Annotated in this window: 27 protein-coding genes; 21 read left to right on the top strand and 6 right to left on the bottom strand. The window is 72.4% G+C overall.

Translation table 11 applies throughout. The features are described 5' to 3' along the window. The first annotated feature begins 197 nt into the window (after nt 1-197). Nucleotides 198-920 (top strand): hypothetical protein, encoded by a 723-nt coding sequence (locus B5M43_RS03810; protein WP_134745281.1) that lies wholly within the window; start codon nt 198-200, stop codon nt 918-920. 127 nt (nt 921-1,047) lie between these two features. Here B5M43_RS03810 and purB read toward each other — a convergent pair whose 3' ends face one another. Together purB and B5M43_RS03800 are read right to left on the bottom strand one after the other, a co-directional pair. Further along, complete coding sequence (gene purB, locus B5M43_RS03805) at nt 1,048-2,430, bottom strand: adenylosuccinate lyase (RefSeq protein WP_134745280.1); 1,383 nt, start codon at nt 2,428-2,430, stop codon at nt 1,048-1,050. Further along, nucleotides 2,427-2,942 (bottom strand): low molecular weight protein-tyrosine-phosphatase, encoded by a 516-nt coding sequence (locus tag B5M43_RS03800; RefSeq protein ID WP_134745272.1) that lies wholly within the window; start codon nt 2,940-2,942, stop codon nt 2,427-2,429. Before B5M43_RS03800 ends, purB begins: the two co-directional genes overlap by 4 nt. A 133-nt stretch (nt 2,943-3,075) precedes the next feature. Here B5M43_RS03800 and B5M43_RS03795 point away from each other — a divergent pair, with 133 nt between their 5' ends. Beyond that, nucleotides 3,076-3,342 (top strand): hypothetical protein, encoded by a 267-nt coding sequence (locus B5M43_RS03795; RefSeq protein WP_134745271.1) that lies wholly within the window; start codon nt 3,076-3,078, stop codon nt 3,340-3,342. After that, on the top strand, nt 3,342-4,634 hold the full coding sequence (locus B5M43_RS03790; RefSeq protein ID WP_134745270.1) for an alpha/beta hydrolase: 1,293 nt from the start codon (nt 3,342-3,344) through the stop codon (nt 4,632-4,634). The genes B5M43_RS03795 and B5M43_RS03790 overlap by 1 nt, the downstream gene beginning before the upstream one ends. A gap of 13 nt (nt 4,635-4,647) precedes the next feature. Here B5M43_RS03790 and B5M43_RS03785 read toward each other — a convergent pair whose 3' ends face one another. Then, nucleotides 4,648-5,043, bottom strand: a complete 396-nt coding sequence (locus B5M43_RS03785) for a phage holin family protein (RefSeq protein ID WP_055987897.1) — start codon at nt 5,041-5,043, stop codon at nt 4,648-4,650. 66 nt (nt 5,044-5,109) lie between these two features. Here B5M43_RS03785 and B5M43_RS03780 point away from each other — a divergent pair, with 66 nt between their 5' ends. From B5M43_RS03780 to B5M43_RS03705, 16 genes are all read left to right on the top strand, one after another. Then, on the top strand, nt 5,110-6,225 hold the full coding sequence (locus tag B5M43_RS03780) for a histidinol-phosphate transaminase (protein WP_134745269.1): 1,116 nt from the start codon (nt 5,110-5,112) through the stop codon (nt 6,223-6,225). Beyond that, nucleotides 6,222-7,370: a thiamine pyrophosphate-dependent dehydrogenase E1 component subunit alpha gene (locus tag B5M43_RS03775; protein WP_230667622.1), complete on the top strand. Its 1,149-nt coding sequence runs from the start codon at nt 6,222-6,224 to the stop codon at nt 7,368-7,370. The genes B5M43_RS03780 and B5M43_RS03775 overlap by 4 nt, the downstream gene beginning before the upstream one ends. Before the next feature lie 2 nt (nt 7,371-7,372). After that, the gene (locus B5M43_RS03770) at nt 7,373-8,362 is read left to right on the top strand and encodes an alpha-ketoacid dehydrogenase subunit beta (protein ID WP_055987900.1); all 990 of its coding nucleotides are present in this window, start codon (nt 7,373-7,375) and stop codon (nt 8,360-8,362) included. 56 nt (nt 8,363-8,418) lie between these two features. Then, nucleotides 8,419-9,744, top strand: coding sequence for a dihydrolipoamide acetyltransferase family protein (locus B5M43_RS03765; RefSeq protein ID WP_134745268.1), 1,326 nt, complete (start codon nt 8,419-8,421; stop codon nt 9,742-9,744). Nucleotides 9,745-9,810: 66 nt separating this feature from the next. Further along, nucleotides 9,811-10,839, top strand: coding sequence for a metal ABC transporter solute-binding protein, Zn/Mn family (locus B5M43_RS03760; RefSeq protein ID WP_134745267.1), 1,029 nt, complete (start codon nt 9,811-9,813; stop codon nt 10,837-10,839). Nucleotides 10,840-10,905: 66 nt separating this feature from the next. Then, entirely contained in the window at nt 10,906-11,730 is an 825-nt protein-coding gene (locus tag B5M43_RS03755) for a metal ABC transporter ATP-binding protein (protein WP_230667620.1), read from the top strand. A 23-nt stretch (nt 11,731-11,753) separates the two neighbouring features. After that, the gene (locus tag B5M43_RS03750; RefSeq protein ID WP_055988213.1) at nt 11,754-12,644 is read left to right on the top strand and encodes a metal ABC transporter permease; all 891 of its coding nucleotides are present in this window, start codon (nt 11,754-11,756) and stop codon (nt 12,642-12,644) included. 9 nt (nt 12,645-12,653) lie between these two features. Then, nucleotides 12,654-13,052 carry a Fur family transcriptional regulator gene (locus tag B5M43_RS03745; RefSeq protein ID WP_055987910.1) on the top strand — a complete coding sequence of 133 codons (399 nt, stop codon included), beginning with the start codon at nt 12,654-12,656 and terminating at the stop codon, nt 13,050-13,052. Beyond that, nucleotides 13,049-14,077, top strand: coding sequence for a permease (locus B5M43_RS03740; RefSeq protein WP_134745266.1), 1,029 nt, complete (start codon nt 13,049-13,051; stop codon nt 14,075-14,077). The genes B5M43_RS03745 and B5M43_RS03740 overlap by 4 nt, the downstream gene beginning before the upstream one ends. 7 nt (nt 14,078-14,084) lie before the next feature. Beyond that, nucleotides 14,085-14,915, top strand: a complete 831-nt coding sequence (locus B5M43_RS03735; protein WP_134745265.1) for a TIGR03943 family protein — start codon at nt 14,085-14,087, stop codon at nt 14,913-14,915. After that, a complete protein-coding gene (locus B5M43_RS03730; protein ID WP_134745264.1) occupies nt 14,905-16,332 on the top strand; it encodes a hypothetical protein in 1,428 nt (475 codons plus the stop codon). The genes B5M43_RS03735 and B5M43_RS03730 overlap by 11 nt, the downstream gene beginning before the upstream one ends. Further along, nucleotides 16,329-17,000, top strand: coding sequence for a DNA-3-methyladenine glycosylase (locus B5M43_RS03725; protein ID WP_134745263.1), 672 nt, complete (start codon nt 16,329-16,331; stop codon nt 16,998-17,000). The genes B5M43_RS03730 and B5M43_RS03725 overlap by 4 nt, the downstream gene beginning before the upstream one ends. Nucleotides 17,001-17,445: 445 nt before the next feature. Beyond that, the gene (rpmB, locus tag B5M43_RS03720) at nt 17,446-17,682 is read left to right on the top strand and encodes a 50S ribosomal protein L28 (protein WP_055987914.1); all 237 of its coding nucleotides are present in this window, start codon (nt 17,446-17,448) and stop codon (nt 17,680-17,682) included. Beyond that, a complete protein-coding gene (gene rpmG, locus B5M43_RS03715; RefSeq protein ID WP_055987916.1) occupies nt 17,682-17,852 on the top strand; it encodes a 50S ribosomal protein L33 in 171 nt (56 codons plus the stop codon). Before rpmB ends, rpmG begins: the two co-directional genes overlap by 1 nt. A 2-nt stretch (nt 17,853-17,854) precedes the next feature. After that, nucleotides 17,855-18,160 (top strand): 30S ribosomal protein S14, encoded by a 306-nt coding sequence (rpsN, locus tag B5M43_RS03710; protein ID WP_055987918.1) that lies wholly within the window; start codon nt 17,855-17,857, stop codon nt 18,158-18,160. 90 nt (nt 18,161-18,250) lie between these two features. Further along, nucleotides 18,251-19,375 (top strand): alpha/beta hydrolase, encoded by a 1,125-nt coding sequence (locus B5M43_RS03705; protein ID WP_134745262.1) that lies wholly within the window; start codon nt 18,251-18,253, stop codon nt 19,373-19,375. 158 nt (nt 19,376-19,533) lie between these two features. Here the strand turns inward: B5M43_RS03705 and B5M43_RS03700 are convergent, their stop codons facing one another. The 3 genes from B5M43_RS03700 to B5M43_RS03690 form a co-directional block, all read right to left on the bottom strand. After that, entirely contained in the window at nt 19,534-20,736 is a 1,203-nt protein-coding gene (locus B5M43_RS03700) for a Gfo/Idh/MocA family protein (protein WP_134745261.1), read from the bottom strand. After that, nucleotides 20,733-21,935, bottom strand: coding sequence for a Gfo/Idh/MocA family protein (locus B5M43_RS03695; RefSeq protein WP_134745260.1), 1,203 nt, complete (start codon nt 21,933-21,935; stop codon nt 20,733-20,735). Before B5M43_RS03695 ends, B5M43_RS03700 begins: the two co-directional genes overlap by 4 nt. Before the next feature lie 106 nt (nt 21,936-22,041). After that, the gene (locus tag B5M43_RS03690; RefSeq protein WP_055987924.1) at nt 22,042-22,803 is read right to left on the bottom strand and encodes a GntR family transcriptional regulator; all 762 of its coding nucleotides are present in this window, start codon (nt 22,801-22,803) and stop codon (nt 22,042-22,044) included. 160 nt (nt 22,804-22,963) lie between these two features. Between B5M43_RS03690 and iolC the strand changes: the two genes are divergently transcribed. Then, nucleotides 22,964-23,908: a 5-dehydro-2-deoxygluconokinase gene (gene iolC, locus B5M43_RS03685; RefSeq protein WP_134745259.1), complete on the top strand. Its 945-nt coding sequence runs from the start codon at nt 22,964-22,966 to the stop codon at nt 23,906-23,908. 1 nt (nt 23,909) lies between these two features. Next, nucleotides 23,910-24,815: a class I fructose-bisphosphate aldolase gene (locus B5M43_RS03680; protein WP_055987928.1), complete on the top strand. Its 906-nt coding sequence runs from the start codon at nt 23,910-23,912 to the stop codon at nt 24,813-24,815. The last annotated feature ends 1 nt before the right edge of the window (nt 24,816 follow it).

Here is a 24,816-nt window from a genome sequence, read left to right as displayed (position 1 = left end):
AAGGGGCGGCAGGAATGCCCTCGTCCCCGCGGGGTAGGGTGCTTCCGGGCGGTCTGAACGCGCGCATCGCGGACCGTCGTCCGCATTTCGCCGCCGTCCGGTGGCAATATGTCAGGCGAGGGGGTCGCATCTTGACGGATCTGAGCGCATCGACGGGACCGTTCGACGAGGTCGAGGTGAACACCATGCCGGGGCGCATCGCCCCGCTGCGCGTCGAGTTCGCGGGCGAGTGGCACGAGGTGCCGATCGGCCGTCCGTTCGTGGTCGGCCGCGAGGGCGACCTCGAGATCGACGACAACCAGTACCTGCATCGCCAGTTCCTGGAGCTGCAGTACCACGACGGCCTGTGGTGGCTCGCGAACGTCGGCTCGCGGCTGGCCGCGACCATCTCGAGCGCGGGCGGCGCCGTCCAGTCGTGGCTGTCGCCCGGCGCGCGCATGCCGATCGTCTTCGCGCAGAGCGTCGTCGTCTTCACCGCCGGCCCCACGACGTACGAGCTCACGCTCTACACGGAGGAGGCGCAGTACGCCGTCTCCAGCCAGATCGAGGCGTCCATGAGCGGCGAGACCACGGTCATGCCCGTCAGCTTCACGCCCCTGCAGAAGCTGCTGATCGTCGCCCTTGCCGAGCCCATGCTGCGCCGCGAGGGCGTCAGCATGAGCGAGCTGCCGTCCTCCAGCGCCGCCGCCCAGCGCCTCGGCTGGACCATGAGCAAGTTCAACCGCAAGCTCGACAACGTCTGCGACAAGCTCGACCGGATGGGCGTCCAGGGCCTGCGCGGCGGTCCCGGCCGCCTGGCCACGAACCGCCGCGCGCGGCTGGTCGAGTACGCGGTCACGTCGCAGCTCGTCACGCGCGCCGACCTCGCGCTCCTGGACGACGAGGCGCTCCGCAACCAGAACGACAGCGAAGAGGACTGACCCGGGGTCATCCGCCGACTCCACACAAGGAGAAGTGCGCGACACAAGGCCGGGATCAGGATGATCCTCCTTGTGCCGCGCACTCTTCCTTGCGCCGCGTCAGGCTGGCTCGGGGTGACCGCCCGGATCAGAGCTTGGAGCGCGTGAGCTGCTCGGCCAGGCCGCTGTAGGTGGCGGGCGTCAGCTCGAGCAGGCGCTGCTTGGCCTCGTCGCCGATCTCCAGGCCGCGCACGAACTCGGCGAGGTCCTCGGCCCCGACGCGGCGGCCGCGGGTCAGCTCCTTGAGCAGCGCGTACGGGTCCTGGATGGTCGAGCGGCCGGCCGTGACCTCCGCGCGCACCACGGTCTGGATCGCCTCGCCCAGCACCTCCCAGTTCGCGTCGAGGTCGGCCAGCAGCACGTCGCGCGACAGCGAGATCTCGCCCAGCCCGCGCGTGAGGTTGTCGAGCGCGAGCAGCGAGTGCCCGAACGCGACGCCGATGTTGCGCTGCGTGGTCGAGTCGGTGAGGTCGCGCTGCAGGCGCGAGGTGACGAGCGTCTGCGCGAGCGACGAGAACAGGGCCGACGCCAGCTCGAGGTTCGCCTCGGCGTTCTCGAACCGGATCGGGTTGATCTTGTGCGGCATGGTCGACGACCCGGTCGCACCCGCGACGGGGATCTGCGCGAAGTAGCCGAGCGAGATGTACGTCCAGATGTCGGTCGCCAGGTTGTGCAGGATGCCGCCCGCGTGGCGCACGCGGTCGTACAGCTCCACCTGCCAGTCGTGCGACTCGATCTGCGTCGTGAGCGGGTTGAACGTGAGGCCGAGCGACTCCACGAACTCGCGCGCCACGTTCGGCCACGCCACCTGGGGCGCGGCGGCGAGGTGCGCCGACCACGTGCCGGTCGCGCCGCTGAACTTGCCCAGGTACTCGCCTGCCTCGATCTGCGCGAGCACGCGCTCGAGGCGCCACACGAACACGCCGAGCTCCTTGCCCATCGTCGTGGGCGTCGCCGGCTGGCCGTGCGTGCGCGACAGCATCGGGGCGTCGGCGTGCTCGAGCGCCAGCTCGCGGAGCTTCTGGATGACCGCCTTGTAGGCGGGCAGCCACACGTCGGCGACCGCGCGCTTGACGATGAGCGCGTACGCGAGCGAGTTGACGTCCTCGCTCGTGCAGCCGAAGTGCGTGAGCTCGGCGATCCGGTCCAGCCCGAGGCGGCTCAGGCGATCGCGCACGAGGTACTCGACGGCCTTGACGTCGTGGCGCGTGATCGCCTCGCGCTCCGCCAGCCAGTCGATCTCGGCCTGGCCGAACGCCAGGTACAGGGCACGCAGCTGGTACTTCTCGTCCTGCGACAGCGGCGTGGTGCCGAACAGCGAGTGATTGGTGAGCGTGATGAGCCACTCGACCTCGACCTCGACGCGGGCCCGGTTCAGGCCCGCCTCCGACAGGTACTCGCCCAGGGGCGAGACGGCGGCCTTGTAACGGCCGTCGAGGGGGCTCAGGGGCTGGGCTGGCAGAGCGGTCAGGGGAGTCCTCCGGTTCGAGGCGGACGGATCGCGGGTTCGAGCTGGCGAAACAGCGCCCGGCTGGCGCTCTCGATCATACCGAGCACGTGGTCGAACATCCCGTCGTCGGCGTAATAGGGGTCCGGCACATCCGGGCCCGGGGCGGACGGATCGAACGACAGCAGCAGCGAGATGCGGTCGCGATGCCCGGGGTCGTGCGCCCACTGCCGCAGGATGCGCTCGTGGCTGCGATCGAGCGCGACCACGAGGTCGTTGTCGTGGAACGCCTCGACGCTGAACTGCCGCGCCCGGTGGGTCGAGCCGTCATAGCCGCGCCGGCTGAGCGCGGCGAGCGTGCGACCGTCGGCCCGCTCGCCGACGTGCCAGTCGCCGGTGCCCGCGCTGGTGGAGAGCACACGGTCGGCCAGGCCGGCGCGCTCGGCGAGGTCGCGGAAGACCACCTCCGCCATGGGCGACCGGCAGATGTTCCCCGTGCACACGAAGACGACGCGGAAAGGGTCCGGACCGGGCATGCCGACCATTCTGCCGCTCCGACGGACCGCGCGTGAGTGCCATCGTCCGTCCACAGCGGCCCGCGAGAGCGCCTTGTGCCGAGCGGAGCGGCGGCGCGTCCGCCGAGGCCGCCCGCCGCGGCAGGGTGGGGGCATGGCGCACATCCCCGGCTACGACCTCGCGGCGCGCGCGTGCGACCTGCTCGCGCAGACCCAGGCCGAGATCGACGCCGCCGCGGCGGCGCTCGCCGCGGGGCGCGACGCGACGGCCTGGCGCTCGGAGGCCGCGGGCCGGTTCCACGAGGCGGCCGAGGAGCACCGCGTCCGGGCCGTCGCGCTCGCCGAGCGCTGCGCCCACGCGGCGTCCGCGCTGCGCTGGCAGGGCATGGTCCACGCGGGCGGCGCGGGGCAGGAGGCGTGATGGCGCTGGACATCGGCTCGGGCTCGGTCGTCGCGGTCGACACGCAGTCGCTGCGCGACGCAGCCGTGCGGTTCGAGACCGCCGCGACGCGCTTCGAGGAGGCGCGGCAGCGGGCCTGGGGGGCCGTGTCGGCCACGCCGTTCCCGCTGGACCAGGGGTCGGTCGAGTCGATCGCGCGGGACGCGGCGACCGCGGCGGACGGCGCGCGGGCGATCGCGGGCGAGCTGCGCCGCATGGCCGACGTCTACGAGATCGTCGAGGCGAGGACGCGGATGTCGTTCGAGACGTCCCGCGGGCGCGAGCGGATCCAGGCCGTGCGGGCCTGGGAGGAGCGGATCCTCGCGGCCGAGGCCCGCAGCCCCGGCGCGCTCGCCGAGGCCGACCGGGTGACCCGCGAGTGGGAGCAGGACTGGGCGAAGGAGCTGCTGGCCCAGTCGTCGCTCGGCATGGACGGCATCCCGGGGTTCGTCGCGACCCTGCTGGGTGCCGCAGCCCTCGACCTGGTGCGCGGATTCGGCAGGGGCGTCGTGGGACCGGATGCGCGCCTGGTCGGGCGGGCCGACGCGGTGCGGGTCGCCGGGTACGGCACGCGCGTCGACCGGCCCGCCATGGGCGTCGCCGACGGGCTCCGGCGCATCCCCGACACGGCCCATGCGCTCATCCGGGTCGAGAAGTACACGTTCGCGGACCGGCCCGCCGAGTACGCCGTCTACGTCTCGGGCACGCGGACCCTGGCGCGCGGCGGCAGCGAGGCGCTCGACACCGGATCGAACCTCGGGGCGTATTTCGGGATGCCCGCCGCGTCATACGAGGCCGTGCGGGCCGCGCTGCGGGATGCCGGCGCGAAGCCCGGAGCGACCGTGCACGCGTTCGGGCACTCGCAGGGCGGCATGATCGCCTCGCAGCTCGCGCTCCAGCGCGAGTACCGGGTCGCGACGCTCGTGACGTACGGGTCCCCGGTCAGCGTCGTCGCGCCGCCCGACACGCTGAGCGTGACGCTCCGCAACCGCGACGATCCGGTCGGGACGGGGCTCACGCACGGCGGGGCGCCGATCGCGGGCGGAGCTCCCGGCAGCGTGGTCGTGCACGACACCCACGACCCGGGACCCGAGCTGTGGAGCCTCGGCATGGACGCGCACAGCCGCGAGTCGTACGAGCGGATGGCCGAACAGGTGGATGCCTCCGCCGACCCGCGGCTGGCCGCCGCGTCCGACCGCTTCGCCGCGCTGGCCGAGGCCGAGCGCGTCGAGTCGGTGGAGTACGCGGCCGAGCGCGCCGGCGACCCGCGCTGACGGGTCTCCGGCCTCAGTCGTCCTTCTTCTGCGGGCGCAGGACGATCCCGAACAGCCAGTTGATGACCGTGATCAGGAACGCTGCGACCACGCCCCACCAGAAGTGGCCCACCTCGAGGCCCCATCCGAACGAGCCCGTGATGACCGCGGTCAGCCACAGCAGGAAGCCGTTCACGACGAGCGAGATCAACCCGAGGGTCAGGATGTAGAGCGGGAAGGCCACGATCCGGATCACGGTTCCGATGACGCTGTTGACGATCGCGAAGATCGCGGCCACCGCCAGCAGCGTGAGGACGAGCTGCAGGTCGCCGCCCGGGGCGAACGGGGTCACCGTCACCTGCAGGACGGGGATGAGCGTCACCACCCAGATGGCGAAGGCGTTCACGAGCACGCGGACCAGGAAGCGCATGGCCCCAGTGTGGCACCCGGCCGGCGCCACGGCATCCTCGGGACGGCGGAGAAATAGACTGCCCGCATGACCCCCGATGAGCCGGTCCTTCCGCGCATCCGCCCCGAGATCGCCGCGCTGCCCCCGTACAGGCAGGGGCGACCGGCCGACCCGAACGGGTTCAAGCTCTCGAGCAACGAGAACCCCTTCGACCCGCTGCCCGCCGTGCTGGAGGCGACGCGCGCGGCGACCGAGTTCAACCGCTACCCCGACGCGACGGCCGCGAGGCTGCGCGAGGCCCTCGGGGAGAGGTACGGCGTGGAGCCCGACGGCGTCCTGATCGGCGCCGGAAGCGTGGCCCTGCTGCAGGCGTTCATCCAGGCCGCCGCGACGGTGGGCGACGAGGTCGTCTACTCGTGGCGCTCGTTCGAGGCGTACCCCGGCCTCGTGCTGATCGCCGGCGCGTCCGGCGTTCAGGTGCCGAACCTGCCCGACGGCCGGCACGACCTCGACGCCATGGCCGCCGCCGTCACGGAGCGGACGCGCGTGGTGCTGCTGTGCACCCCCAACAACCCGACCGGGCCGATCATCACGAGCGCCGAGTTCGCGGCGTTCGTCGAGAAGGTCCCGGGCGACGTGCTCATCCTGCTCGACGAGGCGTACGCCGAGTTCGTGCGCGATCCCGACGCCGTGGACGGCCTGGGGGAGCGCGTGTTCGAGGCGCACCCCAACGTCGTGGTGCTGCGCACGTTCTCCAAGGCCTACGGCCTGGCGGCGCTGCGCGTGGGCTACGCGATCGGCCACCCGCGGGTGCTCGACGCGGCCCGCAGCACCGTCACGCCGCTGTCGGTCACGGCCCAGTCGGTCGCCGCCGCCGTGGCGAGCCTCGCGCACCAGGCGGAGATCGACGCGCGGGTCGACGAGCTCGTCGCCCGTCGCGACCGCCTCGCCGCCGGGCTTCGGGAGATGGGCTGGCCCGTGCCCGACGCGCAGGGCAACTTCGTCTGGCTGCCGTCGGACGACTCGCAGGCCGTCGCGAGCGCGTTCGACGCCGCAGGGATCATCGTGCGCCCCTTCCCCGAGGGCGTGCGCATATCGATCGGGGAGCATGAGTCTGTGGAGAAGGTCCTAGGGATCGCCCGATCCGTTGTCCCGAGTGTTCCGTCGGGTTCGGGTGGACCCGCGGATAGCGTGGAACGGTGACTTCGGCAGACGTCCCTCTGACAGAGGCTGAGACCGACCCGACCGTCCGCATCCTCGACGCGGACGGGCGCATCGCGTCGTCCGCATCGGCGGAGCGGTACCTGCCGATCGTGGACGCCCTCGGCGACGACGAGCTCGAGCAGCTCTACCGCGACATGGCGGTGATCCGGGCGTTCGACCGCCAGGCCACGCTGCTGCAGCGGCAGGGGCAGCTCGCGCTGTGGCCGCCGTCGCACGGGCAGGAGGCGGCGCAGGTCGGATCCGCGCGGGCCGCCCGCGCGCAGGACCACGTGTTCCCCTCGTACCGCGAGCACGTCGTGGCGACCATCCGCGGCGTGGACCCCGTCGACATCATCAAGCTGATGCGCGGCGTGAGCCACGGCGGCTGGGACCCGACGGACCCCAAGAACGGCAACACGCACCTGTACACGCTCGTGCTGGGCTCGCAGACGCTGCACGCCACGGGCTACGCGATGGGCATCGCGTTCGACGGCCGCCACGCGTCGGGCGACCCCGAGCGGGACGAGGCCGTCATCGTCTACTACGGCGACGGCGCCTCGAGCCAGGGCGACGTGCACGAGGCCATGGTGTTCGCCGTGAGCTACCAGACGCCGCAGGTCTTCTTCCTGCAGAACAACCACTGGGCGATCTCGGTGCCGGTCGCGACCCAGTCGCGCGTGCCGCTCGCCGACCGGGCCCGCGGGTACGGGATGGAGAGCATCCGGATCGACGGCAACGACGTGCTCGCGAGCTACGCCGTCTCGAAGCTCGCGCTGGACGACGCGCGTGCGGGGCGCGGTCCCCGCGCGATCGAGGCTGTGACGTACCGGATGGGCGCCCACACGACGAGCGACGACCCCACCAAGTACCGCACCAGCGACGAGGAGCGCTCCTGGGCCGAGCGCGATCCGATCACGCGCATGCGCACGTACCTGGAGGGCCGGGGGGCGTCCGAGGCGTTCTTCCAGGGCGTCGACGACGAGGCCGCCGCGTTCGCCGCGGACGCCCGCACGCGCACGACCCAGCTCGAGGCGCCGGGCCGCGACGCGATCTTCTCGCACGTGTACTCCGAGCCGCACCCGCTGATCGACGAGCAGCGCCGCTGGCTGGCCGACTACGAGGCCTCGTTCGAGGAGGGCGCGTGAGCATGGCTCCCGAGAACCTGCAGACCATGACCCTCAGCAAGGCCCTGAACGCCGGCCTGCGCGCCGCGCTCGCGGGCAGCGACCGCGTGCTGCTGATGGGCGAGGACATCGGCCGCCTCGGCGGCGTCTTCCGCGTGACCGAGGGGCTCCAAGCGGAGTTCGGCGAGCGCCGCGTGATCGACACCCCGCTGGCCGAGTCGGGCATCGTCGGCACCGCGATCGGACTCGCGATGAACGGCTTCCGCCCGGTCGTCGAGATCCAGTTCGACGGCTTCGTGTTCCCGGCGTTCGACCAGATCACCACGCAGCTGGCGAAGCTGACCTACCGTCACGAGGGCGCGCTGTCGCTGCCCGTGGTCATCCGGATCCCGTACGGCGGGCACATCGGCGCGGTCGAGCACCACCAGGAGAGCCCCGAGGCGTACTTCGCCCACACGCCGGGCCTGCGCGTCGTCAGCCCCTCGACGCCGAACGACGCGTACTGGATGATCCAGGACGCGATCTCCTCGACCGACCCGGTGATCTTCCTGGAGCCCAAGTCGAAGTACTGGCAGAAGGGCGAGGTCGACACGTCGGCGCGCGCGCTGCCGCTGCACGCGAGCCGCGTCGTCCGCAAGGGCACCGACGTGACCCTCGTCGGCCACGGCGCCATGGTGACCACGCTGCTCCAGGCCGCCGCGCTCGCCGAGGCCGAGGGCACCAGCTGCGAGGTCGTCGACCTGCGCTCGCTGTCGCCCATCGACTACGGCCCCGTCCTCGACTCGGTGCGCTCCACGGGCCGCGCCGTGGTCGTGCAGGAGGCGCCGGGCAGCGCGAGCGTCGGCAGCGAGATCGCCGCCACGATCGCCGAGCGCGCGTTCTACTCCCTGGAGGCGCCGGTGCTGCGCGTCTCCGGCTTCGACACCCCCTTCCCGCCCGCGAAGCTCGAGGGCGTCTACCTTCCCGACGCCGACCGCGTGCTGGAAGCCGTCGACCGGGCGCTCGCATACTGAGAGCGCCGCACCCGACGGATGACCCCGTCGCTCCACGACCCAGCTGATCTGAGGACCTGACGATGCAGACCTTCCATCTCCCCGACGTCGGCGAGGGCCTGACCGAGGCCGAGATCGTCTCGTGGCACGTCGCCCCGGGCGACACGGTCGCGGTCGACGACGTGATCGCCGAGATCGAGACCGCCAAGTCGCTCGTCGAGCTGCCGTCCCCGTTCGCGGGCACGGTGGGCGAGCTCCTGGTCGCCGAGGGCGACACGGTCGAGGTCGGCGCGCCCATCATCACCGTGGTCCCCGCCGACGAGACGCCGGCCGCGGCGCGCGACGCGCACGAGCCGACCGGCCCCGGTCAGCAGCCCGAGGCCGGCGGCGGCTCCGTGCTGGTCGGCTACGGCACCGGCGGCGAGGCGAAGACCCGGCGGCGCAAGAAGCCCGAGAAGCCCGTGGCGTCGTCGGTCGGCGTGATCGCCAAGCCCCCGATCCGCAAGCTCGCGCGAGACCTCGGCGTCGCGCTCGGCGAGGTCGCCGGGTCGGGCCCGGCGGGCGAGGTCACCCGCGAGGACGTGCTCAAGCACGCGCAGCAGGCGAGCGTGTTCCGCAACATCTCGACGCCCGAGTGGCCCGCGGTGCGCGAGAAGGAGATCCCGGTCGAGACGCCGGCCGCCGCGCCGGTCGCCGATGACGCCCGCGTCGAGGCGATCCCGGTCAAGGGCGTCCGCAAGGCGACCGCGAGCGCGATGGTCGGCTCGGCGTACTCCGCGCCGCACGTGTCGGTGTGGACCGACGTCGACGCCACCCGGACGATGGAGCTCGTGAAGCGGCTCAAGGCGTCGCCGGACTTCGCCGACGTGAAGGTGTCGCCCCTGCTGATCGTCGCGCGCGCGGTGCTGTGGGCTGCGCGCCGCACCCCGATGATCAACTCGGCGTGGGTCGACGGCGAGGACGGCGCGAAGATCCTGGTGCGCCACTACGTCAACCTCGGCATCGCGGCCGCCACGCCGCGCGGCCTGCTCGTGCCGAACATCAAGGACGCGCAGGACCTGAGCATGCGCGACCTCGCCAAGGCGCTCGAGAAGCTCACGGTGACGGCCCGCGACGGCAAGACCACCCCGGCGGACCAGCAGGGCGGCACCATCACGATCACGAACATCGGCGTGTTCGGGATGGACGCGGGCACCCCGATCATCAACCCCGGCGAGTCCGCGATCATCGCGATGGGCGCGATCCGGCAGAAGCCGTGGGTCGTCGACGGCGAGGTCCGCCCCCGCTGGGTCACGACCGTCTCGGGCTCGTTCGACCACCGCGTGGTCGACGGCGACGCCATCAGCCGCTTCGTCGCCGACGTCGCCGCCGTGCTGGAGGAGCCCGCGCTGCTAGTGGAGTAGCTGCCCGCACGGTTGAAACGCGGGGCCGGTTTGAGAACGATTCTCATTACGCGTAGGCTGGAGGGCATGCTGCTTCGCCGTGCCCTTCCTCTGACCTTCCTCGCCGCCTCCGGCGTCGTGCTCGCCGGCTGCGCGTCAACGTCGGGCGAGGGCGCGGAGTCCGCCCCGATCGTCGCGTCCACCAACGTGTACGCGTCGATCGCGCAGGCGCTCGTGGGCGACGCGGCCGAGGTGACGGCCGTCATCGACGACGCGACGCAGGATCCGCACTCGTACGAGGCGAGCGCCCGCGATCGGCTGACGGTGCAGGGCGCCACTCTCGTGATCGAGAACGGCGGCGGCTACGACCCGTTCATGGACGACCTCCTCGGCGGCGACGCCGTCGTGATCGAGGCCGTCTCGTTCTCGCACGACTACCCCGGCGCCGAGAGCGAGGAGGAGGCGCACGCCGAGGACGAGCACGCCGGCGAGACTGAGGAGGAGCACGCGGAGCACGCGGAGCACGCGGAGGACGAGCACGCGGAGGAACCCGCCGACGAGCACGCGGAGCACGCCCACATCGAGGGCTTCAACGAGCACGTCTGGTACGACCCGCACACGATGGTCGACCTGGTCGAGGGCCTGGCCGAGGAGATCGAGCACGAGCTGCCTGACCTCGTCGACGCCGAGGCGCTCGCCGCGAACCGCGACGCGCTGATCGCCGACCTCGAGGCGCTCGAGGCGCGGCTCGAGTCGCTCTCCGCGACGCATGAGGGCGAGGGCGTGTTCCTGACCGAGCCCATCGGCGGCTACCTCGCGGCCGCGGCCGGCCTCGCGGACGTCACGCCCGAGGGCTTCGCCGAGTCGGTCGAGGAGGGGCAGGACGTCGCTCCCGCCACGCTGCTCGACGCCACCCGCGTGATCGAGTCCGGCGAGGTCGCGGTCGTCCTCGCGAACGCGCAGACCGGCGGTGCCGAGACCGACCGGGTGATCGAGACGGCCGAGGCCGCAGGCGTGCCGGTGGTCGAGCTCAGCGAGCTGCTCGCCGACGACCAGACCTACATCGAGTGGATGACCGCCAACGTCGACGCCCTCGAACAGGCGCTCTCCTCCTGAGGCGCACCCTCGCCTCGGCGCTTCGCACCGAGAACGATTCTCATGACCAGGGATAGGCTTGTCGCCATGTCCGCGCCCGTGCTCGAGATCTCCGGCGCAGCCCTCCGGCTGCGCGGGCGCGAGCTGTGGTCGGGGCTGGATCTGTCGGTGAAGCCGGGCGAGTTCGTCGCCGTGCTGGGACCGAGCGGATCCGGCAAGACCACGCTGCTGCGGTCGATCCTCGGCCTGCAGGAGCTCAGCGCCGGCGACATCCGCGTCGGGGGATCGCCCGTGCGCCGCGGCGACCGGCGCATCGGCTACATCCCGCAGCAGCGACCGCTGCCGCCGGGCACGAGCCTGCGCGCCCGCGACCTGGTCTCGCTCGGCATCCAGGGCCCGCGCTTCGGACTGCCCGTGCCGCGCCGCGGTGACCGGGAGCGCGTCGACGCGCTGCTCGCCGGGGTGGGCGCGACCGCCTACGCCGATCGCCCGGTGGGCCTCCTCAGCGGCGGCGAGCAGCAGCGGCTGCGCGTGGCGCAGGCCCTGGCCGACCAGCCGACGCTGCTGCTGTGCGACGAGCCGCTGTCGAGCCTCGACCTCGCCAACCAGCAGGCCGTCACCGCGATCATCGACCGCGAGCGGCACGAGCGCGACGCGGCCGTGCTGTTCGTGACGCACGACGTGAACCCGATCCTCGGGCACGTCGACCGCATCCTGTACATCGCGGGAGGGCGCTTCACGCTCGGCCGGCCCGACGAGGTGCTGCGCTCCGACGTGCTCACCGACCTGTACGGCGCGCCCGTCCACGTGCTGCGCGCCGGCGGCCGGCTGGTCGTCGTCGGCGTGCCCGACGCGGACGACCACTGCGACGTGCCGCTCACCGCGATCGAGACCGAGGCGGGCGCGGCGTGACCGGCGCCCCGGTCGTCCCGGCGCTGGACTGGGGCGACGTCTTCTCGTTCGACGACTACGGCGCGCTGCTGCAGCTGGTCGCCAACTCCGTGATCGCGGGCGCCGTGCTCGGCATCGTGGGCGGCCTGATCGGCGTGTTCATCATGCAGCGCGACATGGCGTTCGCGGTCCACGGCGTGAGCGAGCTGTCGTTCGCCGGCGCGGCCGCGGCCCTGCTGTTCGGCGGCAGCGTGGTCGTGGGATCCCTCGCGGGCGCGGTCGCCGCGGCCGCACTCATCGGCGTCCTGGGCGCCCGGGCGCGCGACCGCAATTCGATCGTCGGCGTGCTCATGCCCTTCGGGCTCGGCCTGGGCATCCTGTTCCTGTCGCTGTACGAGGGCCGCAGCGCGAACCGGTTCAGCCTGCTGACCGGCCAGATCGTGTCGGTCTCGAGCCCGGATCTGGGATGGCTGATCGGCATCTCGCTCGTGGTGCTCGTCGGGCTGATCCTGGTCTGGAACCCGCTGCGCTTCGACTCGCTCGACGGTCAGGCGGCCGCCGCGCGCGGCGTCCCGACGCGGTTCGTCAGCCTGGTGTTCATGCTGCTGCTCGGCCTGATCGTGGCCGTCGCCGTGCACATCATCGGCGCCCTGCTGGTGATGGCGCTGCTCGTCACGCCCGCCGCCGCCGCCATGCGGGTCAGCCATGGCCCGGTCGCCGTGCCGCTGCTCGCGGCGCTGTTCGGGTTCGCGTCGGCCGTCGGAGGCATCCTGCTCGCGATCGCCGGAACGCTGCCGGTCAGTCCGTACATCACGACCATCTCGTTCCTCATCTACGTGGTGTGCCGCGTGGTCGCCTGGCGCCGGGAGCGCGCGCTGCGCGTGGCCGCCGAGGCGGCGCCGGCCGCCCAGGTTCCGGCAAGCCCCGCGCCGTAGACTCGGACCATGGCGGTGCAGCGGAACACGTGGCAGCGCGAGCGGGTGCGGGACGCGCTCGCCGACGCGCGCGGCTTCGTGAGCGCGCAGACCCTGCACGCCGCGCTGCGCGACGAGAACACCGGCATCGGCCTGGCCACCGTGTATCGCGCCCTGGCCGGGCTCGCGGCCGCGGGCGAGGCCGACTCGCTGCAGAGCCCCGAGGGCGAGGCGCTCTACCGCGCCTGCACCATGAGCGGGCATCACCACCATCTGATCTGCCGCTCGTGCGGGCTGGCCGTCGAGATCGAGGCCACCGCCGTCGAGAAGTGGGCCCACGACACCGCCGCGCGCCACGGCTTCCGCGACGCGGAGCACGTGGTCGACATCTTCGGCCTGTGCGAGTCGTGCGCCGCCGGGAAGGCATGACGCTCACCCGCGATCGCGGCGCCCCGGCGCCGACCACCTCCCCGGCCACCCGCATCGCGGTCGGGGCCGGCATCGGCGTGGCCGCGATCGGCGTGCTCGTGCTGCTCGACGTGTTCGCGCCCGCCCTGTTCCCGCAGGCGCTGCCGACCCGCGTGCAGGACGGGCTGACGCTCGCGCTCAGCGTGCTGATCGAGTCGCTGCCGTTCGTGATGCTCGGCGTGATCCTCTCGATCGCGGTCCAGGTGTGGGTGCCCGCCAGTGCGATCGAGCGGTTCATGCCGCGGCGGGCATGGGCGCGGCGCGCGGTGCTGTCGCTGCTCGGCATGCTCATCCCGGTGTGCGAGTGCGGCAACGTGCCGTTCGCGCGCGGCCTGCTGATGCGCGGGATCACGCCGGCCGAGACCCTGACGTTCCTGGTGGCCGCGCCGATCGTCAACCCGATCGTGATCATCACGACGCACGCCGCGTTCGGCTGGGACGGCGGCATCCTGATCGCCCGGATCGTCGGCGGCTGGCTGATCGCGAACCTGATCGGCTGGATCTACAGCCGTCACCCCGACCCGATGAGCCTCCTGACCGGTCGGTTCCTCGACACGTGCGAGGTCGTCGCGCACGAGACCGGCGGACGCGGCCGCCGCAGCATCGCCCAGTTCATCGTCGAGCTGCGGGCCGTGATGCCCGCGCTGATCATCGGATCGGCCATCGCCGGCGCCGTGCAGGTGGTCATCCCGCGCGACGCGCTTCTCGCGATCGGCTCGAACCCCGTGCTGTCGATCGTCGCGATGACCGCGCTGGCCATGACCGTGGCGATCTGCTCGAACGTCGACGCGTTCTTCGCGCTGTCGTTCGCCTCGACCTTCTCGCCCGGGTCGCTGATCGTGTTCCTCCTGGTGGGCCCGCTCGTGGACGTGAAGATGCTCGCGCTGATGCGCACGACCTTCACGACCCGCACGCTCGCCGGCATCGTGGCGGTCGTGCTGCTCGCGGCCTTCGCGATCGGGATCGGGGTGAACCTCGTTGTCTGATCACCGGATGACCGACCGCTGGGGATCCGTCGGCACGCGCTGGCTCGGCGTCGGGCTCGCCGCCGTGCTCGCGGTGGTCACGCTCGGGCTGGCCGTCACCGACCGCCTCGCGCTGTACATCAACCCGGATCAGACGTGGTTCGCGGTCGGGATGGCCGTGCTCGCGCTGATCGGCGCGGTCGCCTCGTTCGTCCTGCCGCTGGGCGCGGAGGGCGACCACGGGCACGACCATGGGCACGCGGCGGACCACGCGCACGGCGCCCGAGCCGAGGAGGAATCCGCGGCACCAGGACGATCCGCGCCGCATTCTCCTCGTCCCGCCGCCTTCTCCTTGTCTCGCGCCGCCACGGCGACCGGCGGCGTGCTGGCCTCGGCCGTCGCGGTCGCGGCGCTCGTGCTGCCGCCCGCGTCGCTGTCCGTGGACCTGGCGATGGCGCGCGACACCGGCACCGCGCCGCTGTTCGCCGGCGCGGACCAGGTGCTGCTGGCGGCGGCCGACACGAGCGAGTTCGGCGTGGGCGACTGGGCGTCCGTGTTCTCCAGCGCCACCAGCCCGGATGCCTACGAGGGCACGCACGTCACGCTGACGGGCTTCGTCACCCCCGACGAGGGCAACGCCGAGGCGCTCCGCCTGGGCCGCCTCGTGATCACGCACTGCGTGATCGACGCGCAGCCGGCCTCCGTCCCCGTCGTGTCGCCCGACTGGCGCGACGCGGTCGAGGTGGGCGGCTGGATCCAGGTCGACGGCATCGTCACGACCGACGCGTCCGGAGCCCTCCTGATCGAGCCGCGCGAGATCTCCTCCATCCCGGAGCCGTCGGACCCGTATGAGTACTGACGCGACCCGCTCGCACGAGCGCCGCGACCGTCGCAGGGCGGGGCTGCGCCGCTTCGCGCTGACCCTCGTGGGCGTGCTCGCCGCGCTCGGGCTGCTGAGCGGCGCGGGCGCCGCCGTGAGCCTGGCGCAGGGGCCGCGCATCAGCGAGGTGCAGGCAGATCCCGCCTCGGCGATCGAGGTGGCGGGCTCCCGCGTGATCCTCACCGTGAACCAGTCCCTCGAGGAGATCGATCCGTCCCAGGTGAGCGTCACGCCCGCCGCGCCGTTCACGGTCGACGCCGTCGGGCGCAGCGTGGGCGTGCGCTTCGGCGTGCCGCTCGACGACGACACCGAGTACACCGTCACGGTCGAGGGCGCGCGGTCCCAGGGCGGCGGCCCGGCCGCCACGCTCCGGACGAGCTTCCGCACACCGCCGGCCGAGGTGTTCCTGCTGCAGCGCGACCCCGAGGGCGACGACACCGTGTTCCGCTCGGGCATCGACGGCGAGCAGGCCGTGGCGGTGTACTCCGCGCCCGTGATCGAGGACTTCCGTGCGACATCCACACGGCTCGTGGTCGCGACGGTCGAGGACGAGGTCTCCTCCCTGCACGTGATGGATCGTGACGGCGGGAATGTCACGGAGCTCGCGCTGCCCGGCGAGGGCATCGTGCAGGGGCTGCAGGTGTCGCAGCGCGGCGACCTCGTCGGCTACACCTACTCGGATCCGGGCGGCCAGGGGCACGCGAGCGTGCTGTTCACGGCCGAGCTCGGCGATCCGCAGGCCGAGCCGCGGCCCATCGAGGTCGGCGGCGAGCCCGTCAGCGTCGACCGCTGGCGGTTCGTGCCCGACTCCTCGGCGCTGCTGATGATCGGCTTCGACGGCGAGCTCGTGCTCACGGATCCCGAGAGCGACGCGGAGCCCACCCGGCTCGGCGGCGCCGTGACGATCGACGCGATCCAGCGCGGCACCTACACCGCGATCGTCGAGCGGGTGCAGGAGGGAATCGTCGCGCTCGACCTGACCACGGGCGAGGAGGCGCCGCTCGTCGAGCCCGAGGGCGACCTGGGCCTGCTGGGCGCGGTCGTGCCGGTCCCGGAGGGCGGCGAGGCCCGCGGCGGCACGGTGCGCCAGTACCAGCAGATGGTCGACCCGACGCGGCCCGGTTCCCAGCTGATCGTCCACGTGGCCGACGACGGCGCGACCCGCCAGCTGTTCGAGGTGGGGTCGCAGGACGCGCTGCTCCAGTCGTGCGTGTCGCCCAGCGGCCGCTACGTGGCCGCGCTCGTGGCGCCCGACATCCTGTCCAACCCGTACGACGTCGGCACCCACCCCGTGCCGCGCGATCTCGAGACCCACATCGTGGCGCTCGACACGGGCGAGCCGGTCTCGGTGCTGCGCGGGTTCGACATCAGCTGGTGCACGGTGGGTCCGTGGTGAGCGGATCCTCGGGGCACAGGCCCGCCGCCCGCGACGACCTCGCCGGGCTCCCGTCCGAGGTGGCGCCCCGGCTGCTCGGCGGCATCCTCGAGACGACGCTGCCCGACGGCGTGGTGGCGGTGCGGATCACCGAGGTGGAGGCCTATCACGGCCTGGGCTCCGGCGATCTGCACGACCCCGGATCGCACGCGCGCATGGGCCCGACCGCGCGCAACGCCACGATGTGGGGCGAGGCCGGGCACCTGTACGTGTACCTCAGCCACGGGATCCACTCGTGCGTCAACGTGGTGTGCGGCCCGGTCGGCCAGGGCGACGGCGTGCTGCTGCGCGCGGGCGAGATCGTGCGCGGCACGGAGGTGGCGCGCGCCCGTCGAGAGGCCAGGGGCGTCGCACGCACCGACCGCGACCTGGCCCGGGGGCCGGGACGGCTCGGGGACGCGATCGGCCTGCGCCACCCCGCGCACGACGGCATCGACGCCATCACGGGCGAGCCGCGGGCGGGGGCCGTCGCGCGCCTCCACCTTCTCGAGGAGCCGCTCGCGGATGTCGCGACCGGCCCGCGCGTCGGCGTCGCGGGCATCGCCGGCACGGCCGCCTACCCCTGGCGCTTCTGGATCCCCGGCGACCCCACGGTCTCCCCGTTCCGCCCGGGCCGCGGCGCCGCCTGACCCGTGGGAAGCTCGATGCCGTTTCGTCTCCGCTTCGCTCCGCTCAACGACCGGCAGCGGCTCTCATCACCTACCGTCGTGCGAGCGTCCCCGTGCGCTTCTCCGTCCGTCGCATTCGCGACGGACGGAGCCTCGGCGCCGGGGGCCCAGCGAGCGTGCCGCGGATGCGGCCAAGACGCAGCGCGAAGCGCTGCCGAACGGAGCGAAGCGACGTTCCTCGCTCGCGAGTGTCCGGCGCGGAGCGTCGGCGCGAGCGTGCGAGGCGCTTCTAGAAAGTAGGCGACACGCCCGGGTGTGCTAGGCTAGGCGATTGTCTGCGTGCACTCCTGTGCGCAGTTCGTGCATCCCCTCCCGAACACAGCCCGCAAGGGTCGGGTCGGTCATGTGCAGACAAGAGACCTTGGGTGGCGTCGTCTGACGCCACGGTATTGAAGGAGAAACCACTATGGCTGCTGTGTGCCAGGTGACCGGTGCCGTTCCCGGCTTCGGTCACAACATCTCGCACTCGCACCGCCGGACGAAGCGCCGCTTCGACCCGAACGTGCAGAAGAAGACCTACTTCGTTCCGTCGCTCGGTCGCAAGATCACGCTGAACGTGTCGGCTAAGGGCATCAAGGTCATCGACGCCCGCGGCATCGAGTCGGTCGTCAAGGACCTGATCGCGAAGGGTGTGAAGCTCTAATGGCCAAGAAGGCACAGGACATCCGTCCGATCATCAAGCTGCGTTCGACGGCGGGCACCGGTTACACCTACGTGACCAAGAAGAACCGCCGCAACACCCCCGACCGCCTCGTGCTCAAGAAGTACGACCCCGTGGTCCGCAAGCACGTCGACTTCCGCGAGGAGCGTTAATCATGGCCAAGAAGAGCAAGATCGCTCGCAACGAGCAGCGCAAGGAGATCGTCGCCCGCTACGCCGAGAAGCGCGCGACCCTCAAGAAGCAGCTCATCGACCCGAACGCGACCGACGAGGAGCGCGAGGCCGCTCGTCTCGGTCTGCAGAAGCTCCCGCGCAACGCGTCGCCGGTGCGCGTCCGCTCGCGCGACGTCATCGACGGCCGCCCGCGCGGTGTCCTGACGAAGTTCGGCATCTCGCGTGTCCGCTTCCGCGACATGGCGCACCGTGGCGAGCTGCCCGGCGTGACCAAGTCGAGCTGGTAAGACCCGCCGCGTCCCGGTGAACGGGATGTGATGCTCGAAGGGGCGAGGATCTCAGGATCCTCGCCCCTTCTGCGTTCATAGGATCGGATCATGCCGCTCGATCCGTTCTTCGCCGACCGTCTTCAGCGGCAGCGCAAGTACATGCTCGCGCAGGCCTGGGACGGCGTGAAGAAGCGGCTCGGCTGGCCCTGGTTCATGCGTCCGGCGGAGGAGCAGGCCGTGCGCACGGCGCCGCCGGCGGAGAAGGGGCGCGCCCGGGCGGCCGCCCGCGTGGAGGTGCGCGAGGACGTGCGCGCCTCCCGCCCGCACCCCAGCACGCGCCGGGCCGAGCACCGTCGCATCGCCCTCTCGTGGGACCGGGCGGAGCTGCGCAAGGTCGGCACGCCGCCGCCGCGCGTGCACACGATCGACCGGATCCTCTCGGTCGCGGGTGCCCCCGACGTGCGCCTGCGCATCTACTACCCGACCGAGGGCGGGCGGCCGGACGCCCCCGTGCCCGCGTGCCTGAGCTTCTTCGGCGGCGCGTTCCGCATCGGCGGCATCGACTACCCGACCACCGACGCGGCCAATCGTCGCCGCGCGGCCGACGCGAGGGTCGCCATGATCGCCGTCGGCTACGCGCTCGCGCCTGAGTACAAGTACCCCGTGCCGGTGCTGCAGGGGCACGCCGCGCTGGAGTGGGTGTTCGAGCACGCCGCGGACCTCGGCATCGACCCCGAGCGGATCGGCCTGGCCGGCACGTCGGCGGGCGGGAACATCGCCGCGGCCGTCGCGCTCGCCAACCGCGATCGCGGGCGCCTGCCCGTGCGGCTGCAGCTGCTCGAGGTGCCGGTCGTCGACCTGACGGGGCGGCACATCGACCTGCGGGCGACGCGGGGCATCGGCATCCCGAGCTTCGTGATGCGGCGCGAGCTGCGGTCGGTGGCGCGCACCTACCTGCGCCACCAGAGCGACGCCTACGAGCCGTACGCGTCCCCGCTGCGCGCCGAGTCGCACGCGGACCTGCCGCCCGCGGTGATCCTCACGGCGCAGTACGACCCGCTGCGCGGCGACGGCGAGGCCTACGCGGCCGCGCTGCGGGTGGCGGGGGTGGACGCGAGCGCCGTGCAGTACCTCGGCGTGACCCACGACACCGCGATCTTCACGGGCGTGCTGTCGGCCGCGCGCCGCTGGCACAGCGACGTCGTGTCGGCGCTGCGCACGCTGCACGGCTGACGGGCCGGCTCGGCCGGCGCGAGACCGCAGATCGCCGCCCAGACCGCAGATCGCCGCCCGGACCGCCGTCGGCGACGCTGGTCTCGCCAGGGGCCTGCGGTCTCGCGGCTACCGGCCGGTGCGGGATCCCCCGATCCCCGCGCCGGCCGGTCGGTCGATCAGCGGACGACTGCCGCCACCGTCGGCAGGACGGCCTCCGGCACGGCGACCGCCGGCACGGGAACCCACGATCGGCGCTCCGCGCTGTCGAGCACGGCGTCCACCACAGTCGCCGCCGCCCACGCGTCGACGGCCGACGGCGCGAGCTGGCGGCCCTCGGCGACCGACGACAAGAACAGGGCCGCCTCGATCGTCTTCAGGTCGTCGAAGCCCATGCTCGTACCCGCGCCCGGCTGGAACCGCGAGAAGTCGCCGAAGCCGGGGCCCGCCATGATCGTCCGGTAGCCGTCGTGGGAGTCGGCCAGCTGCAGCTCGTTGAGCCGCTGGAAGTCCCACCGCAGCGATCCCTTCGTGCCGTACACCTCGAGCGTGTACTCCGCGCGCGGGCCGATCGCCACGCGGCTCGACTCGAGCACCGCCACGGCGCCGCCGTCGAGGCGCGCCAGGATGGCGGCGTAGTCCTCATTCTCGACCGCGCCCCGCGGGCCGCCCTCGGCGCCGCGCGAGAAGTGGCTCGCGGCCCCGGCCGCGGGCAGCGGCCGCTCGCGGATGAACGTCTCGGTGAGCGCCGAGACCTCCTGGATGCGCCCGACGACGTGCTGCACGAGATCGGCGCCGTGCGACAGCAGGTCGCCGAGCACGCCCGACCCCGCGCGCTCGCGCAGGAAGCGCCACGTCAGCGCGCCATCGGGATCCGACGAGTAGTCGGCGAGGAGCGCGACGCGCACGTTCGTGATGTCGCCGATCGCGCCCGATCGCACGAGCTCGCGCGCCTTCGCGATCGCGGGGGCGTGGCGGTAGTTGAACCCGACGGCGCTCACGAGCCCGCGCGCGGCGGCCGCCGTGGCGACTTCGCCCGCCTCGGCCGCGGTGCGGCCCATGGGCTTCTCGATCCAGAACGGCTTGCCGGCCTCGATCGCCGCCAGTGCGACCTCGTGGTGCAGGAAGTTGGGCGAGCAGATCGACACGATATCGATGTCGTCGCGCGCCATCAGTTCGCGGTAGTCGGCGACGGCCTCCTGGTACCCGAGCGCGTCCAGCGCGTGCGCCCGCCCGCCCGCGTCGGGGTCGGCCGCGACGGCGAGCTCGGCGCGCACGGGCAGCTCGGGGTAGTGCGCGCGGGCCGCGAGGTACGACCGCGAGTGGAGCCGGCCCATCCAGCCGACCGAGACCAGCCCGACGCGCAGTGTGCGCGGCGTCATGCGCCCACCGCCGCGAGTGCCGGGACGTCCACGGACTCGCCCGCGGCCGTCGCGGAGCGCGCCACGGCGTCGAGCAGCAGCATGTTGCGCACGCCCTCGTCGAACGACGCGCAGCGCGGCAGCGAGGCGGACTCGGGGATGCCGGCGACCTCCTCCAGGAACGCGCGCGCCTGGTAGACGAACATGTCGTTCTGGCCGATGCCGACGCCGGTCGCGTCCATCGGCAGGCCGCCCGCGATGTAGGGGTGCTGAGGGCCGAGCTGGACCGTGCGATAGCCCGAGATCTCGGGGTCGTCCGCGTGGAACGCGACTTCCACCTGTGAGGGGTTGCGCTGATCCCAGCGCGCGGCCCCCTGGGAGCCGAAGACCTCGAAGAACAGCGAGTTGGCGTGGCCGACCGCGACGCGGGAGACCTCCAGCGTGCCGCCGCCGCGCGCGAACTCCACACCGAACGCCGCGTAGTCGTCGTTCTCGACGGGGGACTTCTCGTCGCTCACGGCCCCGCGGGTGTGCCCCACCACTGCGCCGAGGGGCACGGGGCGCTCGGTGATCACGGTCGAGAGCTGTCCGCCGCGGACGCGCAGGATGTCGCCCGCCACGAACTCCGCGATGTAGGCGAGGTGGCTGCCGACGTCGGCGAGCGCGCCGGACCCGGCGGGACCCTGATAGCGCCAGCTCATGGGCGCGTCGGGGTGTGCGCCGTAGTCGGTCCAGTAGCGCCCGCTGAAGTGCAGGACGTCGCCCAGCCGCCCCGACTGCACGAGGTCGCGGATGAAGGCGATGCCGGGCGCGCGGCGGTAGCTGAAGCCGATGCGCGCGACGGTCGACGCGCCGCGTGCGGCTTCCGCCATCGCCTGCGCGCTCTCGATCGAGTCGGACAGCGGCTTCTCGCACAGCACGTGCTTGCCGGCCGCGAGCAGCCCCTCGACGATCTCGCGATGCAGGAAGTTCGCGACCACGACGCTGACCACGTGGATGGAGTCGTCGGCGGCGATCGCGCGCCAGTCCGCATCATGGCGCTCGAATCCGAAGCGGCGGGCCGCCGCTTCGCCGAGCTGTTCGTTCATGTCGCAGATGGACACGAGCCGCACGGGCGGAAGGGTCGAGTCGTAGACGGCCGTCGCGGTTCGGTAGGCGGCGGCGTGGGCCTTGCCCGCCATGCCCGCGCCGATGACGGCGACGCCGATGGTGTCACCCATGGGTTCTCCCTTGAATCTAGTGAGCTTACCCGCGCCAGCGCGGGTAAAAGACCGAATGTCTTATCAAACTCTAGGGAGACAGGGGTGCCGGGTCAACGGCCTGCGACTACTTCGCGACGAGCGTGGTCTCGAAGCTGTACATGTCGGGCCGGTAGCAGTGTCGGCCGAACTCGACGGCGTGCCCGGACCCGTCGTACGCGACGCGCTCCATGGTGAGCAGCGGGCTGCCCTTGTCGATGTCGAGCAGCTGCGCCTCGTCGCCGTGCTCGCGGCGCGCGCCGATGCGCTGCTTCGCGACCCGGATGGCCACGCCGCGGGAGCGCATGATCTGGTAGAGCCCGCGCTCCTCCAGCTGCTCGCTCTGGATGTCGGTGAACTCCGCCGGCAGCCAGTTCTCGAGGAGCGCGACGGGTACGCCGTCGGTGCTGCGCTGCCGGCGCAGATACAGCACGTCGGACCCGGCCGGAAGACCGAGCTGCTCCGCGACGTCGTCCGGCGCCGAGCGCACCTCCCGCTCGATCACACGCGTGGCGGGCTCGTGGTGCGTACTCTGCAGATCCTCGTACAGGCTCGTCAGCTCGACCTGGCGCGTCACCTGACCCTGCACCACCTGCGTGCCGATGCCGCGGCGCCGCACGAGCAGGCCCTTGTCCACCAGCTCCTGGATGGCGCGCCGCACAGTGGGGCGGGACAGGCCGAGGTGCTGGCCGATCGCGATCTCGTTCTCGAGGCGCGCTCCCGCGGGGATCTCGCCCGAGCGGATGGCCGACTCGAGCCGGCTGGACACCTGGTAGTACAACGGGACGGGGCCCGTGCGGTCCAGATCCGCGAAGAGGTGGTCGGGCCACACCGCCTGATCCATCGCCATCTCCGTGCTCCCTCCCGGCCACCATGGGCCTAATGTCCCGACAATGTTACCGCTGGGCGGGTTTGTCATCCGCAGGGACTTGCATTCCCCTTTTGCTTGTGAGATTGTCAGGACATATCACCGGAGGGCGCAGTCGCCCGAGATGACAACGGAGCAGGGGATGAGCTACACGACCGACGTACTCGCAATCGGCCGACTCGGCGTCGACATCTATCCGCTGCAGGACGGCGTCGGCCTGGAGCAGGTCGAGACGTTCGGCAAGTACCTGGGCGGCACCGCGGCGAACGTCACGGTCGCGGTCGCGCGCTACGGCCACGCCTCGACGCTGGTGTCGCGCGTCGGCGACGACCCGTTCGGGCGCTACCTGCTCGCGGAGCTCGCGCGACTCGGCGTCGACAACCGCTTCGTCGGCACCGACCCCGCGCTGAACACGCCCGTCACGTTCTGCGAGATCTTCCCGCCCGACGACTTCCCCCTGTACTTCTACCGCGAGCCCAAGGCGCCCGACCTTAACGTCGACACGACGCAGATCGACTCCGACGCCGTCCGCGCCGCGCGCATCCTGTGGGTCACCACCACGGGTCTCAGCGCCGAGCCGAGCCGCGAGGCCCACCACGCGGCGCTCGCAGCGCGCGGTCGAGCCCAGCACACCATCCTGGACCTCGACTACCGGCCCATGTTCTGGACCGAGCCGGGTGACGCCACGGCGCAGATCGCGCCCGTGCTCGAGCAGGTGACGGTCGCGGTCGGCAACCGCGAGGAGTGCTTCGTCGCGGTCGGCGAGAGCGAGCCGATGCGCGCGGCCGACGCCCTGCTCGAGCGCGGCGTCGAGATCGCGATCGTCAAGCAGGGTCCCAAGGGCGTGCTCGCCAAGACGCGCGACGAGGTCGTCGAGGTGCCCGTGCACCCCGTCGACGTCGTCAACGGCCTCGGGGCCGGCGACGCGTTCGGCGGGGCCCTGTGCCACGGGCTGCTCGAGGGCTGGGGCCTCGAGCGCACGCTGCGCTTCGCCAACGTCGCCGGCGCGATCGTCGCGTCGCGTCGCGAGTGCTCCACCGCCATGCCGACGGCCGATGAGGTCGAGACCATCCTGCAGGGGGCCTGACATGTCCGAACTCTCCGCGGCCGACTTCGATCGCCTGCGCGACATCCGTGCGCACCGCCCGCACGAGATCGCCGACGTCTTCGCCGCCCGGCGGCGCCGCGAGGTGCTGCAGGGTGACGGCCGGCTGTTCATCATCGCGGCGGACCACCCCGCGCGCGGCGCGCTCGCGGTGGGGTCGAACGCCACCGCGATGGCCGACCGCTACGAGCTGCTGGAGCGGCTCGTGGTCGCGCTGCGCCACCCCGGCGTCGACGGAGTGCTCGGCACCCCCGACATCGTCGACGACCTCGCGGCGCTCGGGCTCCTCGACGGCAAGATCGTCGTGGGGTCGATGAACCGCGGCGGGCTGCGCGGCGCGAAGTTCGAGATGGACGACCGCTACACGGGCTACGACGTGCCCACCATGGCCGCGCGGGGCATCGACTTCGCCAAGACGCTCATCCGCGTGAACCTCGACGACGCCGACACCGCGCCGACGCTGCAGGCGACGGCGGACGCGGTCACCCAGGCCGCCGCGGCCCGGCTGCCGATCATGCTCGAGCCGTTCATGAGCCGCTGGCAGGACGGCCGCATCGTGAACGACCTCAGCACCGACGCGGTCATCCTGTCGGTCGCGATCGCGTCGGGCCTCGGCGCCGACAGCGCCTACACGTGGATGAAGCTTCCCGTCGTCGACGACATGGAGCGCGTCATGGCCGCCACGACCATGCCGACGCTGCTGCTCGGCGGCGACTCCGGCGTCGACCCCGACGAGACCTTCGCGGCCTGGGAGGGGGCGCTCGCGCTCCCCGGCGTGCGGGGCCTCACCGTCGGCCGGACGCTCCTCTACCCTCCGGACGGCGACGTCGCCGGCGCGGTCGACACGGCCGCGCGTCTCGTGCACACCGACCTGCCGTCGCTCGTCTGAC

The organism is Microbacterium sp. MEC084 (assembly GCF_004514465.2).
GTDB lineage: Bacteria > Actinomycetota > Actinomycetes > Actinomycetales > Microbacteriaceae > Microbacterium.
Note: the sequence above shows the minus strand (reverse complement) of the source record. Positions and strands in the feature narration are given on the sequence as shown.